Genomic DNA, 15,985 nt, shown 5'->3' with positions numbered 1-15,985 from the left:
GTCGTCGGCGGTCGGCAACAACACCTCGGTCACCGCTCAGGAGCACGTCGTAAGGAGGCTGGGTGCCTGTGGGCACGGTGAACCCGCCGCACGAGCCGGAGCCGTCCCGGCGGCCACCGTCGAGGCCGCGGTTCCGTCAGCGGGTGGGCGCTCTCCTGGACCGATGGCCGTTCCGGCGGAAGCTCAACGTGCTGGTGATCGCGCCCGTCGCGGTCGTCGGCGTGCTGCTGGGCGCAGGCGTCAACTCTCAGGTGGAGAAGGCCCTGGACGCCGGCCGGAGCGCGGAGCTGGTGCGCGACAGCGAGCAGGTCACGAGACTGATCAACGACATCCAGGCCGAACACCGGCAGGCGCTGCTGCTGTCCGTGGAGCAGGAGTCGGCCCCGCCCGGCGCCGCCCTGCCCTCAACCGCCGCCTACCGTCAGGCGCAGCGGGACACCGATGAGCAGGTGACCGCCGTGCGTTCCGCGTTCGGGGCGGGCCTGCCGAAGGAGGAGGCGCGGGCCCTCGCCTACATCCGGGGCCTTGCCGTGCTGCGCGACAAGGTCGAGCGGGGATCGGTTCCGGCCGCCGGTATCGATCCCGCGTACGCCGCCGCGGTCGGCTACCTGATCGACGGCATCGGCCTCGACCGCTTCGTCGGCACCTCGTCGTCCTCGGTCACCCGTCTTCTCGACCCGGTACTGCGCGCCGACGCCGCCCACGCGGCCTTCGAGAGCGGGGTGTTCTCCGCCCAGACCCGGGATGCCAACGCGCTCACCGAATACACCCGTGCGGTCGGCGCCCACAAGCTCTACCAGGAGCAGACCGAACGCTTCGGCAGGATCGCCGACCCGGACCAGGTGCTGCGGCTGGGCGGGATCGAGCGAGCCGCCGAGGAGAACGGCATCGAGGCCCAGTTCGCGGAGCTCCAGATCGATCCGGACTCCCTGCAGGGCCAGACCCCGCACCAGCTGCGCAAGGCGATCACCGCCGGAACCCGGCAGGCCGAGGCCCGCCTGGACATCACCCGCTCGCTGATCGGCCGGATCGCCGACCGGGCCGACAGTCTCTCCCGGAACGCCCTGCACAACGCGCTGACGATGCTCGGTCTCGCCCTGCTCGGCTTCGCCTCCTGGCTGACCTTCTCCGTCCTGGTCCGGCGCTCGGTCGTACGTCCCCTGGCGGCCCTGACCGGCGCCGCCCAGCAGGTGGTCGACGTGGCCGGCGAGGAACTCGCCAAGGTCGAGGACGACGAGTCGCCGGAGCGCACCCCGCTGCGGCCGCGGCCGATCCCCGTTCCGGTCCGCGACGAGATCGGCCACCTGGCCGAGGCGTTCAACCAGGTGCAGGTCACCGCCGCGGCACTGCTGGAGCGGCAGGTGCTCAGCCGCCGCAACGTCGCCGAGATGTTCGGCAACGTCGGACGCCGTGTCAGCAACCTCGCCTCACGCCAGCTGATGCTGATCGACGCCGTGGAACGGGAGGAAACCGACCCCGACGTCCTGCAGCGGATGTATCGCATCGACCACATCGCCGTACGCCTCCAGCGCAACGCCGACAGCCTGATGCTGCTCGCCGGAATCCGGGACCTTGAGGTGGAGGCCCGGCCGACCCCCCTGGTCGACGTCATACGGGCGGGGCTCGGACAGATCGAGGGATACCAGCGGGTGTCCCTGCGATCCGAGAGCGAGGTCACCGTCGCGCCCGACATCGTCGACGATCTGACGCTGATGCTCGCCGAACTGCTGGAGAACGCGGTCTCGTTCTCCCCGTCCGACACACCCGTCGACGTCGTCGTCCGGCCCGGCACCGATGTCACCTCGGACGGCGGCGCGCTGATCGAGATCATCGACCACGGCCTCGGCATGAGCGCGGAACGCCTCGACGAGGAGAACTCCCGGCTCATCCGCCGCGAACGGCTCGACCTCGTACCGACCAGGGTCCTCGGCCTGTTCGTGGTCGGAAACCTCGCCCGGCGCTCGGGCATACGGGTCACCCTGAGCCGTGCACCGGGCGGCGGGGTCACCGGCACCGTCTGGCTCCCCTCCGCACTGCTGCTGGCCGTGGGCCCCGCCGCCGCACCGTCCCCGGCAGCGGACGTGGCCGGAGCCGGGACCGAGGCCGGGGCCGACACCGCGGTCGACGGCCAGGCCGGGGCCGAGGCCGCGCCGGAGCACCGGACAACACCCGAGCGGGAGTCCACCGCGCCCGAACCCGATCCCGCACCGGCCTCCGCCACGCCCCTGCCGGTGCGGGCCTGCGCCAGCACGCCCGAGCGGCGCCCGGCCGCCCCCTCGCGGCCGGGCGAGCTTCCCCGGCGCCTTCCGCACCGCACGGACGCGGAACAGACCGCCCCCGCATTCGAGCCGCGGCCGGCCCAGTCCGGCCGGCCACTGCGACGGCGGGTACGGGGCGCGACGCTCGACATGACGACCCCAACGGCCGACCGTGGGGCCCGGGCCGTGCGCCGGCCCGTCGACGCCGACGCGGTCCGTTCGGAACTCGACGATTTCGAGGCCGCCGTTCGCAGGGCAGAGCAGGAGAGCGCTCCCGCCCCGAAGCATCCGGCCACCTCGCGACACCAGCAACCCCGGAAGGAGTCGGGCAGTGACGACGCCGACAGGTAAGAGCGGTTCCGAGCGGAAGGAGCCCATGGATCTGACAGCCGCCGCGGCCGACTTCACCTGGCTGCTCGACCGGTTCGCCACCCAGACCGCCGGCGTCGTCGACGCCATCGCGGTGTCCTCCGACGGCCTGCTGATCGCCGTCTCCCAACTGCGCGAACAGGCCGACTCCGAGCGGCTCGCAGCGATCGTGTCGGGCATCACGAGTCTGGCCGCCGGTGCGTCCGGCAACTACGGCCTCGGCGGCCTCAACAAGGTCATCATCGACCTGGAGGGCGGCCATGTGCTGGTGTCGTCCATCGGCTGCGGCGCCGTCCTCGGCGTGGTGACCTCGAAGGAGGCGAAGCTCGGCAACATCGCCTACGAGATGACCCTCTTCGCCAACCGCGCCGGGAGCGCGCTCACCCCCCAGCTGGTGCTGGAACTCAAGAAGAACGCCGGCGCCGCACCGGCCCGCTGACCCGTCCCACACCGCGGAGGCAGGGATGCAGGCGCCGAGAAGAGGATCATGATGGCCGTCGGTGAACCAGGACCGGACGAGGCAACGGGCAGAGCCCGGGGGACATCGGAGCCGGCCGGCCGTGCCCCCGCGATCCGGCCTTTCCTGCTGACCGCCGGCCGGGTGGCGGGGGGCGGCGCCGGCCCACCGGTCCCGGTCGAGAGCCAGGTCGTGGCGACATCGTCCGGGCTCTCCGCCCTGCACTCGCTCGCCTTCGAACAACACGACATCGTCGCCGCTTGCCGCCGGCCGCAGTCGGTGGCGGAACTGGCCGCGCGGCTGTGGCTCCACCTCAACGTGGTCCGGGTGCTGGCGGAGGACCTGTGCTCCGCCGGACATCTGGCGGTTCACGTCCCGAACGCCAGGACAACCCAGGACATCTCCGTACTGCGAAGGGTTATCGATGGTCTCCGTGCCGTCCCCGACTCACGGGACTCACTCCGTGACAGCGGTTGAACAGCCGCCGGTACCGGTCAAGTTGGTCATCGCCGGCGGCTTCGGCGTCGGCAAGACCACGGCCGTGGGCTCGATCTCCGAGATCCGGCCGCTGACCACGGAGGCCGCCATCACCGAGGTCGCGGCAGGCGTGGACGATCTCTCTCACACCCCCGGCAAGACCACCACCACGGTCGCCATGGACTTCGGCTGCCTCACCATCGACCCGACGCTGAAGCTCTACCTGTTCGGCACGCCGGGCCAGGACCGGTTCGGGTTCATGTGGGACGACGTGGTCGAGGGCGCCCTCGGCGGTCTGGTGATCGTGGACACCCGCCGTCTGGACGACTGTTACGCCGCAGTGGACTACTTCGAGCACACGGACATCCCGTTCGCCGTCGCCGTCAACGCATTCGACGGTGCGGTCCACCACAACCCCGACGAGGTGCGGTGGGCGCTGGACATCTCCGCCCACGTACCGCTGATCGTCTTCGACGCCCGCACAACGGGCTCGGTCCGGGATGCGCTGCTGGTCGTGCTCGAAGTCGCCCTGTCCCGCGCGGAAACCACCGCGGCGGGCTGACTTTGGGGCCTCCTTCCGGGCGGGCCCGGAAATCCACGAGGACCGGCGGATGTCCGGCAGAGGAGACGCGCTCGACAGCGGTGTCGGCTGCCCTGCGCGCGGTCACCGCGGACTTCGCTGCCTGGGCCGATCGGAGTGCGGTGGGTACGTCCGCCTCTGCGCCGGCACCATGCAGGCGAGGGCCATAGTGGCCCCGGGTCGGAGACGCCCCAGGGCCCACCTCGATGTCGTTCCGTCAGTCGCCGGACGCGTACTCACCCCGTACCGTCATGGCGTCACCCCCCCGGGACGCCGCGGGCCGAGGTGCCGGCGGTACCTCCAGACCCGCCGGCAGCGGGCGGGTGTGAATGACGCCCAGCCGCTGGGTCGCCCGGGTGAGCGCGACGTACAGGTCGCTGGGCCCGAGCTCCTCCGGTTCCACCACGATGACGGTGTCGAACTCCAGGCCCTTGGCCTGCCGCGGGTCGATCAGCACCACCGGACGGGTCAGGTCCAGGGCGGGGCCCGCGGCGTCGGGGAGGACCGCGGAGAGCGCCGCGTGACGGGCACCCGGGGCGATCACCGCGAGGCGACCCTCCCGACGCCGCGCCTCGTCGCGGGTCTCCCGTGCGACGGCCTCCGCGACTGCGCGCGGCATGTCGTCAGTGCGCAGCGACCAGGGGAGGGTGCCCGTGGAGCGGATCGAGCGCGGCGGAGTGAAGGAGGGGTCGACGGACCGGGGCACCCGCGCCGCGATGTCCATCATCTCGGCCGGCGTCCGGTAGTTGACTCCGAGCCGGACGTGCTGCCAGCGGTCGCCGACGTACGGTGCGAGGATCGCCTCCCACGAGCCGCAGCCACCCGGCTCCGCCGTCTGCGCCGGGTCGCCGACCAGGGTCATCGAGCGGGTCGGACAGCGGCGCATCAGCAGCCGCCAGGCCATCGCGGACAGCTCCTGGGCCTCGTCGACGATGATGTGACCGAAGGCCCAGGTGCGGTCGGCCGCGGCGCGTTCGGCGGCGCTGCGGTGGTCGGCCTCCTCGTGGCGGTCGGCGAGCCGCTCCGCGTCCACCAGGTCGTGCGCGGCCAGCACCTCCGAATCGTCGTCGTCACGGTCCGCGAACTCATGGGTACGGGAGCCGTAGGAGAGGTCGAGCACACCCTGTGCGTAGGCGATCTGCTCCTGGCGCTGTGCCTCGGCGAGGGCGCGGGCCGCGGAGTCGTCCTCGCCGAGGAGTTCGGCGGCCTCGTCCAGCAGCGGAATGTCCGCGGGGGTCCAGTCGCCGTCCGTACGGCGGATCACGTCAGCGTCGGCGTCCGGTAGGTGGACGGGGTCGGCGAGGAAGTCGGCGACCAGCTGCTGCGGCGTCAGGGACGGCCACAACTCCTCGATGACGTCGTGCACTTCGGGGCTGGTGGCGATGGCCTTGCCGATCTGGGCGATGTCGTCGGGGCCCAGCAGGTTCGCCCCCGAGTTCTCGGCTTCGCTCGAACAGGGGGGACCCCCATCGCCGTAGGGGTCGGCGCCGATCCGGTCGGCCAGCTGCTCGGTGAGCGCGTCGATGATGCGGAACGCGAAGTGGGGGCGGGCGAGGTTGTGTGGCAGCCCGGTCTCACGGGCCTTGCGCCGCGCCGCGTCCACCATGCCGGCGTCCAGCCGCAGCTCGCCGTCCTCGTGGTCGATCACCCGCACCTCGTCGGGCAGGACCTGCCGGTCGCGTACGAAGCGCGCCAGGGCGTCCGCCATCGCCGCGCCGCCCTTGACCTCGGCCGCTCCGGCGGTGTCGGTGCCGGTCGCGGTCACGCCGGGAAAGAGCTCGCCGAGTGTGGCGAGCAGCACCCCGGTCTCGCCGAGGGCGGGCAGCACCTCGGCGATGTAGTCGAGGAACGACGGGTTCGGCCCGACGATCAGCACGGCCCGGCGGGCCAGTTGCTGCCGGTGGGCGTAGAGGAGATAGGCGGCGCGGTGCAGGGCGACGACGGTCTTGCCGGTACCGGGGCCGCCTTCCACTACGAGGACGCCGTGGTGCGGGGCGCGGATGATGCGGTCCTGCTCGGCCTGGATGGTTTGCACGATGTCGTGCATCCGTCCGGTGCGCGCCGCGTCCAGCGATGCCAGCAGCACGGCGTCCGCGTCGGCGCCCTCATGTCCCGTGCGTACGGTGTCGGCGAGGTCCAGGATCTCGTCGTGCAGGGCGATGACCTGCCGGCCCTCGGTCGTGATGTGCCGTCTGCGGCGCAGCCCCATCGGGGTGTGTCCGGTGGCGAGGTAGAAGGGGCGTGCCACGTCGGCCCGCCAGTCGATGACGAGCGGGGTACGCTCCGCGTCGTCGCGCCGGATTCCGATGCGTCCGATGTGGTGATCGCGGCCGTCGCGGAACGCCAGCCGGCCGAAGCACAGGCCGTTCTCCCCCGCGTCGACGGCGGCCAGCAGGCCGGAGTGCTCGGCGACGAGGACATCGCGCTCCAACCGTGTCTGGGCGTGGTTGCCCGCCAGCGACAGGCTCTTCGTCACCGTCATCTCGGCCTCGGCCCGCACCTCGGCGAGGCGCTCATAGAGCAGATCGATGAATTCCTGCTCGTTTTGCACTTCCTCGTTTGACAATTCAGCTCCGCTCGGATATTCTTCGCTAAGAACATTGGGTTTTGTATTGTCTGGCAAGACACAGAAGCCCTCAATATACACAGAGAAATACCCCGGACGTCAATTCGTTCCGGGGTATTTCTCTGTGCTCTGCGCGCATGCGGGGGCCGCCTGTTGGGGCTGCCGTGTTTTACCTGGGGCCACTGAACTTGAATGCGTGATGACTTGAATGCGTGATGCCGAGTCAGTCGTCTCCATGACCAGTCCGACACAGGTGGATGCCGGCATGGAAGCGGACACTGCCCCCAGTCGACCAGACGGCCGGTCAGCATCGCCATCCGTCACCCCGCTCCCGCCGGACCCGGCGCCACACTCCCCCCGACCACTCAACCACCCGATCCGTAACTGCGGGTAAGTGATCAGTTTCACCCCGTGCGGAACTCGGTCCGCACTCCACGCCGGTCTCCCGACTGTCATCATCCCTACCGATGCGGAATTCAGTTGACTCCGCACAGACCGAAATGACGGCGAAAACAGAGGTGTTGGCGTGAGATCAACGTGGTCGCGGCGGTGGGTTGCGCGAAGGCGGGCGGGCACCGGCGCGGGTTCCGTTCCGGGCAGGCCACGGAGGGCCGGTCGCTCGTTGGCGGCGAGGCGGTTCGCGGCTGTCGGCGCGGCCGCGGTGCTCCTCGGCCAGCTCCTCGGCGGGCTCCCCGCCGCAGCACAGACCAGCGCCTTGCCGGGATCGGCGTTCCCCCTCATCCTCGACGTGGACTTGACGCCGAATCCGGTGTGCAGCGGGGACGTGCACGGCCGGGTGCAGGTCTACGACCCCGCCGCGGCGAAGGCGGGCGCCGCCGTGGAGTGGCGCGTACGCGCCGGTCAGAAACAGCTGGCCGGCGGGCGTCTCGCCATGGCCGCCGATGTCGGCACGGCGGAGTTCCGCATCCCCCACGACCGGGTGCCCGCAACCGAGACCGCCTTACAGGTCGACGCCCGCATCGCCGCCCCGTCCGGCGGCCGTGCGCCCGGCCGCTATGGCAAGGTCTGGCGGGACACGGTACGCCGGGGGTGCGACCCGGTGCGGGTGGCGTCCGTCGGGGACTCCGTGGTCTGGGGGCAGGGCCTGGACCACGACCAGAAGTTCCCTTACCTGACAGGTCAGTTGATCGGCCGTGCGACCGGCCGGGGCCATCAGCACATGGACTACTCGATCTCCGGCGCGGTGCTCGACGCGCCCGAGCTACCCGCGGGCAACGATGACGCTGCCTGTCTGCGCACCACGGAGAAACAGGATCCGGACGGCGACGGGGAGATGGAGTTCGGCGAGGTCACCCAGCAAACGCCGGACGTGTTCTGCCAATTGGAAAAGGCGGGCGCACAGGCGCGGGCGGGCGGCTACGGTCTCGATCTGGTCGTGATCAACGGGTGCATCAACGACCTCGATCCCTTCTTCGGCATCGGCGTCGGCATCACCCCCGGCTCGAAGAACCTGCCCGAGGCAGTGAAGCGCGAGTGCTCCGGCATCGGCGCGGCACCGGAGAACCCGGCCAAGGACGTGCCGTACTTCAGCGGCGCGAAGGTCGGATACGGCGGACGCGGGATGCGGGCGGCGATCGAGAAGGCCCATTCCCTGCCGGGGCGGCCGAAGGTGATCGTGGCCGACTTCTACTACGCGCTGAGCCGCAGCAGTTCTCCGATCCCGGTGAAGACCTGTTCGACCCCGGGAGTCGCCGGGGGGCGGCTGGCCTCCTGCAAGGGCGCCCTCGGCGGCGTGGCCGAACGCTACGAGCAGTACACGCAACTGGCCAATGCCGCCTACCACCAGGCGGCGGCCGCCGCCAACGAGGCGTCCACGGACGGCCCGTACGCGGTCGCGGCCGACGGACTGTTCACCGTGGACAATGCCGTTCTCACCCGGGACTCCAAGGTCTGGAACACTCCGGTGACCGACCCGGCGTTCCCGCTGCGCACACGGGCCTGCCCCGAGCTCAGCCCGACTCCGGCGCAGTGTTTGACCGCGGCCGTCGCTCACCCCGACATCGAGGGCGCCCGGCAGTACGCCGACGCCTTTCTCCTCAACCCGAGTGTGCGCGAATGGTTCCGCCTCCCCCGGCAGGGACCCCGGGCGCAGCTGCAGCTCCCGGAGAACGCGCACGTCGGCCGCGAGGTGCGCATGTCCGTCACGGTGGACGGAAAGCCGCCCGCAGCCGGGTACCGCTACCACTGGTACTTCGGCGACGGTACGCAGCGGGAGACCAGCGAGGCGGCCGTCACCCATGCCTACGACCGCAAGGGGCCCTGGCTGCCACGGCTCGTGATGTCCGGTCGGGACGGAGGGAAGGTCCTGGTCGAGGCCACCCGGGCCATCGCCGCGCACTGAAGGATCCGGCCAAGGGGGCGGCTCGCAGGCGCGGGCCGCCCCTCGGCACAACCGCTCCGGCATATGGACGGGGCCGCGCCGGAGGCGGCCAGCACGAGATCCCGGCGGGCCGAAGGTCGTACAGAACGAGAACCCGCGGGCCGAAGGTCGGAAGGGCCCGGCGTCGCGCTCGTAGAGGGACCCAGGAGACCGTGTCCGGACGTTCGCCTCACCCGACGTGGGCTCCTCTCCCCCGAGAAAGCCCGGCCGTCACCGGCGAGTGAACCGACGCGGGTCGCCGCCGTGCGGGCAGCACGGCGGCGGAGGCGCGAGGGGACGCCCGGGCTACCGGCGCGCTCAGTGTCCGTGCGGTGTGTCGTCGTGGCCGGGCTCGTCGTCCGCGGGCTGCTCGGAAGGCTCCGTCGTCGCACCGGACTCCTCCGCGGAGTGCGTGGCCGACGCCTCCTCTGTGCCCGGGTCCGGGGCCGTGCTGCCGGAGTGGGTGTTCTCCGGATGGACGTCGTCGTGGCCGTCATCTTCGTTGTGGCCGTGCGGAGTCTGCTCGTCCTCCACCGTGCGGTGGCTGTGGCTGTGGCTGTGGTTCATGGCGCCCTCCACCGCGGGCACTGTCACACCCGTCACCGCCGCACCGGCGGCGCCGACCAGTACGACCGCCCGCAGTGAGCTGGCGAAGCCGCGGGGGGTGCGCCGCGGTACGTACCACAGCGCCACCAGGCAGATCACCGTCTCGAAGGCCACGGTGGTCACGCCCACCCGGCTGATGGCCTCGGGCACCCCCGCGCTGGGGCCCACCGGTATCCCGGCCGTCCGGCTGACTGCCCACAGCGCGATGCTTCCCGCGTTGGCGAGCAGACCGAGGAGCATGACGGCCCGGCCGGAGGGGCGGAGGGCGGCCGGCGCCCAGCCGGCCTGAAATACGGCGATGGCGTAGAAGAAGACTCCGGCGGGCCACCACTCGGCGTAGTGGTCGGGTGCCGACGCGAGATGGATCGCGGCGGCGCCCAGCGAGGCGAACGCCGCGGCGATGCGGCCCGCCCCCACGTCCGCCATCACCCGCGATGCGTTGTTGTTCCTGATCTCCATGTGTCGTGTTCCGTCCGTTCCTCGGAGAAATTCTGGAAGCGCGCATCCGTGTGTCGCTGCGAGCGGCAGCGGCACACGACGCCTCTTCTAGATCCGCAGGACGGACAGAACGGCCGGAGACGGCTGGGGAGGGGGCCGGGGCGGCATGATGGCGATGCCGCCCGGCACGGCGGTGGGACACAGCCACCCGGGGAGGGCGGCAGAGCTGCCCTCGGCGGGAGAGGGGTGGTGGGCGGACTCACCGCTGGTGATGATCTTGCAGGACGTGCCGTCATGCCCGTCGGCGTGCGGCGTGGCGCTGTGCGACTGGGCGTTATGGTCATGCGTCTGCGACGCGGAGAACGTGGAGAAGGTCTCGGTCACAGCCACGAGCGCGTGGTCGGAATGGTGCGGGAGGTGCGTAGCCGCGCCGGCGAACCCGTGCCCGACGGCGAGCACAGGGAGCGCGACAAGCGCCAGCCAGTACATTGCCGCCCTACCGCGCACCTGTACGGTCTCCCTCCGCGCTTCCGTGCGTTGGCGGGTCAACCTACCTCATGCGGGTATCGGTCCGGCCGGTCACCTCGTCCCGTCGCAGCTCAGTGGCCGGCTCAACGCCTATGGATTCCTTCAACGCCTACGGATTCCACGCCTACGGATTCCACCGCATGTTCCCCGTTCACCCGGCCTCCGTACGCCATACGCGTCAGGCGTAGCGGAAGGCGCAAAAGGCGCCAGTCACCCGGCGCTGTCGGCGGCGTACCCGGGTTTTGAGCTGGTCGGGGGTGGCGCCTCAGGCCGTGGCCGCTGTCGGGCGCCCGCCGCGGATGTAGGCGTTCCAGAGCTGCGCGAGCAGACGGACGAGGAGCCCCTCGATCACGGTGACAGCCACTTTGGTGAGGAGGGAGGTGAGCAGGTGCGGCACGGAGAAGCGCCTTTCTGTGCATGTCTGACCGTACTGCTCCTTTGTCCGGTGCTCGCATTGCTTGCGAGGAGAACACAAGTAACCCGCGGGTGAACTGGCCATGGCGTTCGCACGCTAGTGAGGCCGGTTCTCTCGGGGCCGGGAGGTGCTCGTCTCCGTGGTGCGGTGCTGCAGGGCGGCGGACAGCAGGACCGATCCCGCCGCTGCTGCCAGTCCGATCGTCCAGCCGGCGGGGCCGAGCGGCCGGCTGCCGAAGAAGTGGCTGAGGCCGGGGACGGAGGCAACCAGGCCGAGGACGGTGAGGGATCCCACGGCGGCGACGGCGACCACCGGATCACGGCCCGCGTCGGCGAGGGTCTGCAGGAGCTGGGAGGCGACGAGAGCGACCAGGGAGACCGTGTCGGCCCGAGCCCGGGTGCCGGTTGCCCGGGCGACGGTCCATGCGCTGCCCGCCGCGAGCGCGGTGAGGGCGGCGCGCAGACGGATGTGGCGTGTGAGGGCTCTGCCCAGCGAGACCTCCGGCCCTTCCGCGAGCAGTCTCCCGGCTCTGCCCGCAGGGGGGCGGGCGGCGATGGCCATGGCCGGCAGCATGTCCGTGAGGAGATTGACGAGGAGCAGCTGGCGCGCGTTCAGTGCGCTGCGCCCGGTGAGCAGGCTGGTCGCCAGGACGAAGGTGATCTCCCCGAGGTTGCCGCCGAGAAGGATGCCCAGGGCCTTGCGGACCGAGGCCCACATGGCCCGGCCCTCCACGATGGCGTCGATGATGGTTTCGATGCGGTCGTCGGTGACCACGACGTCGGCGGCCGCGCGGGCCGCGGGCGTCGCCCGGGAGCCGATGGCGATGCCGACGTCGGAGATCCGGATGGCCGGGGCGTCATTGGCACCGTCGCCGGTCACGGCGACGACCCTGCCGGTGGCGCGCAGCGCGGTGACGATGCGCACCTTGTGGGCGGGGGTGACCCGGGCGAAGACGGTGACCTGCGGCAACTTGTCGGCGAGGGCGGCGTCGTCGAGAGCGTCCAGTTCGGGGCCGGTCATCATGCGCAGCCCTTCGTCCGGCTGCAGCTCGCCGGCGATGGCCGCCGCGGTACTGGGGTGGTCTCCGGTGAGCATGACGATGCGTACCCCGGCGGCGGACAGCCGGCGGACGCTTTCGGCGGCGGTGGCCCGCACGGGGTCCGCCAGTCCGAGCAGGCCCAGCAGACACAGCCCCTCGACATCCGAGTCGCCGAGGGGCGCGTGATCCCGTGCGGCGCGGTCCGGAAGGGTGCGTTCGGCGACGACGAGCACCCGCAGGCCACGCCGGGCGTGCTGGTCGATCTCGCGGTCGATCGCGTGCCGCAGGTCCCCGGTGAACGACACGGCGGTGCCGTCCTGCCGGACACGGTCGCAGCGGGCCAGGACGACCTCCGGTGCGCCTTTGACCACCAGCCGTGTCCGTCCGCCGGCACGTCCGAGGACCGCGTGGTAGCCGCGCCCCGGTTCGAACGGCAGCTCCGCCAGCCGCTGCCAGCCGTCGGCCGCTTCCGGCACCACCAGGTCGGGGGTGGCATCGGCCCGCTCGGCCCCGGCGGCGATGGCTCGATCCGTGGGGTGGGCGAGCGCCGCTGCCGGACCGGGCGGACCTGCGAGGGCCGCCGCGGCGACGACTCGGCGCAACCGCGGGGTGAGCGCGTCGATCGGGCGCCGGGCGCGGCCGTCGGACACCTGCTGGAGACTGATCTTTCCCTCGGTGAGTGTGCCGGTCTTGTCGAAGCACAGCACATCGGTGCGGCCGAGCGCCTCGATGGTGGAGGCACGGCGCACCAAGGTGTTACGCGTGGACAGACGGCGGGCGGCACCCAGCTCCGCGACGGTGGCGACGAAGGGCAGTCCTTCGGGCACCGCGGCCACACACAGGCTGATCGCGGAACTCAAGGCCGCGCCCAGGGGCCGCCTGCGGGCGAATTCCGCGAGGAACAGAACGCCGCCGGACGCGATGGACAGGGGAAGGAACCAGCGGCCCAGCGCGTTGAGGCGGCGTTCGACGCCGCTGTGCGGGGTCTCACGCGCCGGTGCTGTCCCCGCGGCGCTGCCTGCCTCGGTGGCGGAGCCGGTGGCGACGACAACGGCGTGCACGCTGCCGGCCGCCACCGTTGTGCCCTGGTAGAGCATGGAGCGACGGTCCGCGACCGCCTGGGCCGCCGTCGGCGCGGGTGACTTCAGGACGGGCTGGGACTCGCCGGTCAGGCTGGACTCGTCGACCTCCAGGCCCGTCGCTCCGATCACGCGGCAGTCGGCCGGGACTTCGTCACCGGCCCGCAGCTCGATCACATCCCCCCTCACCAGGCGGTCGGCGGGGGCCTCCGTGGTGCCCCGCCGGCCCGCCCTGCGCAGCCGCACCAGTGTCGAGGTCGCCTCGACGAGCCGCTCCGCGGCGCGGTCGGCACCCAGCTGCTGGGCTCCGCCGACGAGCGCGTCGACGCCCAGCACGCCGCCGATGAGCACGGCGTCCAGTACGGAGCCGAGCGCCGCCGAGATGCCGCCTCCGATCGCGAGGATGGGGGTGAGCGGGTTGGCCAGCTCCTCCACGACCTTGCCGATCAGGGTGACCGCGCCGGTCGGCCGGTCGTATCCCTCGAACTGGCGGCGCCGTGCGGCCTCGGCCTCGTCGAGTCCACGGGACGTCGTGCCCAGCCGGGCCATGACCTGCCGCGCCGTCATGGCATGCCAGGGAGTGCGTTCGACGGCGGCCGGGGCCGGTCGGCCGCGTAGCCGCCACCCCGCCCAGAAGCCCGCGCCGAGACCGGCGAGGGTCATGCCTTCGGCCAGCAACCCGGCGCGGGCCCAGGCATCACGCCGGGGGACGGCCAGTGCCATCGTCGCGCCGGCCAGAGCGCCGGCCGCCTCCAAGCGGACGCACATCCGGGTCAGTCTGCGGGCCTCCGTGACAGCGGTCAGCAGCAGATGCACCACATCGGGCGGAGCGGCGACATCGGCGTCCCACTGCACGCGGCGGAAGCCGTTGGTCACACCGATGCCCAGATCCGCCTGGACCAGGGCGCGGCGGGCGCGGGTGGCGACCACGGCGACGCCGTGGCCCTCCCTCTGGAGCGAGCGGACCAGCGTGACCGTACGGGTGCCGCCGGTGGCAACGGCCTCGTCCAGCCCGAAACGGCGGTGCAGCCCGGCAGGGCCACCCGCGAGCACCACCCGGCCGCACCCGCGCGCCGCCTCCACCAGATGCTCGGCGAGCGGGTGGAGCTGCGGCTCCAAGGCCGCGACGGCGACGGGCCGGCCCTCTCGGAAGACCAGCAGGACTCGCGCGCCCTGCTGGGCCCAGTCCCCGGCCGTGGCTGCTGTCTCCTCGGGCAGCGCCGCCTTCGCGTCGTCGTCTTCGGCGAGCAGACGCAGTGCCCAGCCCGCTCGCTCCTGGGGCTGCGAGGGGTCGGCGCCGTCGATCAGCTCGTGGACGGCGGCGTGGATCTCATCGAGCTCGGGCACACCGCCGGGATGGTCGCCGGGCGGCGACAGGGGCAGCACATGGCCGACCGTCCAGGTGCCGGGGGCCAGCACACGGGCGTCCAGGACGACCGTGTCGACGCGGTCGAGCCGGCGCAGCGCCTCCGGCCTCAGCACCAGGGCTCCCCGGCCGGAGGCGGCCTGGCCCACCGCGGCGGAGAAGGATTCGCGTCCGTACGAGGGGCCTCTCGGCATGCCCGCGATCAGCACGCCCAGAGCCCGGTCGTGACTGCGTGTGACGGCCGCGGTGAGTCCGTACCCCGCCAGTGCCGCGGGGACGGTCACCTGGGCGTACCGGTCCGCCGGACCTGGTGGCAGCGGAACCGGCCGCTCGTGGGCGGCTGCGGCGTCATGTCGGTACGCCCCCTCGTGTCCGTCCAACCGCAGCGCCCATTCCTGCCAGGCCCCGCGCCGGGCCTTCGCCTCCGCATACCGGACGGCGGCCAGACATCCGGCCACGACGGGGCCGAGCGGCCGGAACGTCAGCGTCGTGGTGATCAGATTCGCGGTCGCCCAGCCGGCTTCGGCAGCCGACGGACCGAGCTTGCGGACAGCGGCGTCGCGCAGCCACGGAGTGACCTCCGCGAGCTGGATGAGAACGGGTACGACCGGTGTCAGACCGGGGATCCGGGCGACCCGGCCTGCCACCGCCACACCGAACGCCGCGATGCTCCCCCCGAGCTGCACTGCCGCACCGATCTGAGCCTCAGGGCCCCCGGGGAAACCGACGGCGCGCCGTGCCCGGTCCCCGCCCAGGGCGGCCTCACCCCGGTCCGCCCGCCGGGCTGCCGCCTCGGCGGCGGCCTCGGCCTCCGCCTCGGCTTCCGCGACACGGCGGACGATGAGTTCAAGGTCGGTTTCGGCGGGCTCGCAGCCGACGAACACGCAGCCGAGCGCCCCGTTCACCTCCGCCCGGCCCACCCCGGGCACCTCACGTAACCGGGCCTCCAGGTCGCGTGCGGCCTGCGTCGTCCCGGGCTGCCCCACCCGGCGGACCTGGATCTGCACTCCGCCCGGAACCTGCCATGTCCGGCGCGCCTGCGGCATCAGCAGTTGACCGAGGTCCGAAAGCACCCGGGGCGCGGCGTTCACGGCCCCGGCGGCAACCCGGACGGTTCCGGAAAGCAGTGCCTGGATCACACACCCTCCACCGTCGATCGCCCCTGTGCGCGGCACCACCCCGGGGAGCCGCGCCTGTCCGAAAAGTATGGACATTCCCCGGCAACGGTGCCTCCGGAAGTCGCAGCGGCGACCTGCGCCATCGGCGTCCCGACGCCGGTCTCCGCTCCACCGTCCTGGTGGCCGACGCGGTTCGGGGGTGCGTACGCCATGGCCACGGCGGCGTCGATCTCCGCCGGGATGCCGATCTCCTCCGGGATGCCTCTGTGCGCGACATTCCGCCCGATTGGGATGAGCCATGACGCATAC

The 15,985-nt window shown here is 72.0% G+C and carries 10 protein-coding genes; 5 read left to right on the top strand and 5 right to left on the bottom strand.

The window, feature by feature from the left end; genetic code table 11:
- Positions 1-62 precede the first annotated feature (62 nt).
- The 4 genes from K9S39_RS40715 to K9S39_RS40700 are packed head-to-tail and all read left to right on the top strand — an operon-like array spanning position 63 to position 4,123.
- Positions 63-2,609 carry an ATP-binding protein gene (locus K9S39_RS40715; protein WP_406708107.1) on the top strand — a complete coding sequence of 849 codons (2,547 nt, stop codon included), beginning with the start codon at positions 63-65 and terminating at the stop codon, positions 2,607-2,609.
- Between the two features lie 25 nt (positions 2,610-2,634).
- A complete protein-coding gene (locus K9S39_RS40710) occupies positions 2,635-3,066 on the top strand; it encodes a roadblock/LC7 domain-containing protein (protein WP_248868303.1) in 432 nt (143 codons plus the stop codon).
- A 48-nt stretch (positions 3,067-3,114) separates the two neighbouring features.
- Complete coding sequence (locus K9S39_RS40705) at positions 3,115-3,561, top strand: DUF742 domain-containing protein (RefSeq protein ID WP_248868302.1); 447 nt, start codon at positions 3,115-3,117, stop codon at positions 3,559-3,561.
- On the top strand, positions 3,509-4,123 hold the full coding sequence (locus K9S39_RS40700) for a GTP-binding protein (RefSeq protein ID WP_248868301.1): 615 nt from the start codon (positions 3,509-3,511) through the stop codon (positions 4,121-4,123). The genes K9S39_RS40705 and K9S39_RS40700 overlap by 53 nt, the downstream gene beginning before the upstream one ends.
- 235 nt (positions 4,124-4,358) lie before the next feature.
- Here K9S39_RS40700 and K9S39_RS40695 read toward each other — a convergent pair whose 3' ends face one another.
- Positions 4,359-6,692, bottom strand: coding sequence for a HelD family protein (locus K9S39_RS40695; protein WP_248869200.1), 2,334 nt, complete (start codon positions 6,690-6,692; stop codon positions 4,359-4,361).
- Between the two features lie 637 nt (positions 6,693-7,329).
- Here K9S39_RS40695 and K9S39_RS40690 point away from each other — a divergent pair.
- Entirely contained in the window at positions 7,330-9,069 is a 1,740-nt protein-coding gene (locus tag K9S39_RS40690; RefSeq protein WP_248868300.1) for a PKD domain-containing protein, read from the top strand.
- Positions 9,070-9,405: 336 nt separating this feature from the next.
- On the opposite strand, the gene K9S39_RS40685 is transcribed toward K9S39_RS40690, so the two are convergent.
- The 4 genes from K9S39_RS40685 to K9S39_RS40675 form a co-directional block, all read right to left on the bottom strand.
- Positions 9,406-10,152, bottom strand: a complete 747-nt coding sequence (locus tag K9S39_RS40685; RefSeq protein WP_248868299.1) for a hypothetical protein — start codon at positions 10,150-10,152, stop codon at positions 9,406-9,408.
- A gap of 87 nt (positions 10,153-10,239) precedes the next feature.
- On the bottom strand, positions 10,240-10,521 hold the full coding sequence (locus K9S39_RS40680; RefSeq protein ID WP_248868298.1) for a hypothetical protein: 282 nt from the start codon (positions 10,519-10,521) through the stop codon (positions 10,240-10,242).
- A 403-nt stretch (positions 10,522-10,924) separates the two neighbouring features.
- Positions 10,925-11,056 (bottom strand): hypothetical protein, encoded by a 132-nt coding sequence (locus tag K9S39_RS42225; protein WP_283113333.1) that lies wholly within the window; start codon positions 11,054-11,056, stop codon positions 10,925-10,927.
- Between the two features lie 114 nt (positions 11,057-11,170).
- Positions 11,171-15,697, bottom strand: a complete 4,527-nt coding sequence (locus K9S39_RS40675; protein WP_248868297.1) for a cation-translocating P-type ATPase — start codon at positions 15,695-15,697, stop codon at positions 11,171-11,173.
- Positions 15,698-15,985: the final 288 nt, after the last annotated feature.

Origin of the sequence: Streptomyces halobius (genome assembly GCF_023277745.1) — a bacterium.
Classification (GTDB): domain Bacteria; phylum Actinomycetota; class Actinomycetes; order Streptomycetales; family Streptomycetaceae; genus Streptomyces; species Streptomyces halobius.
The sequence above is the reverse complement of the archived record's forward strand: the minus strand, read 5'-3'. Positions and strand labels throughout refer to the sequence as shown.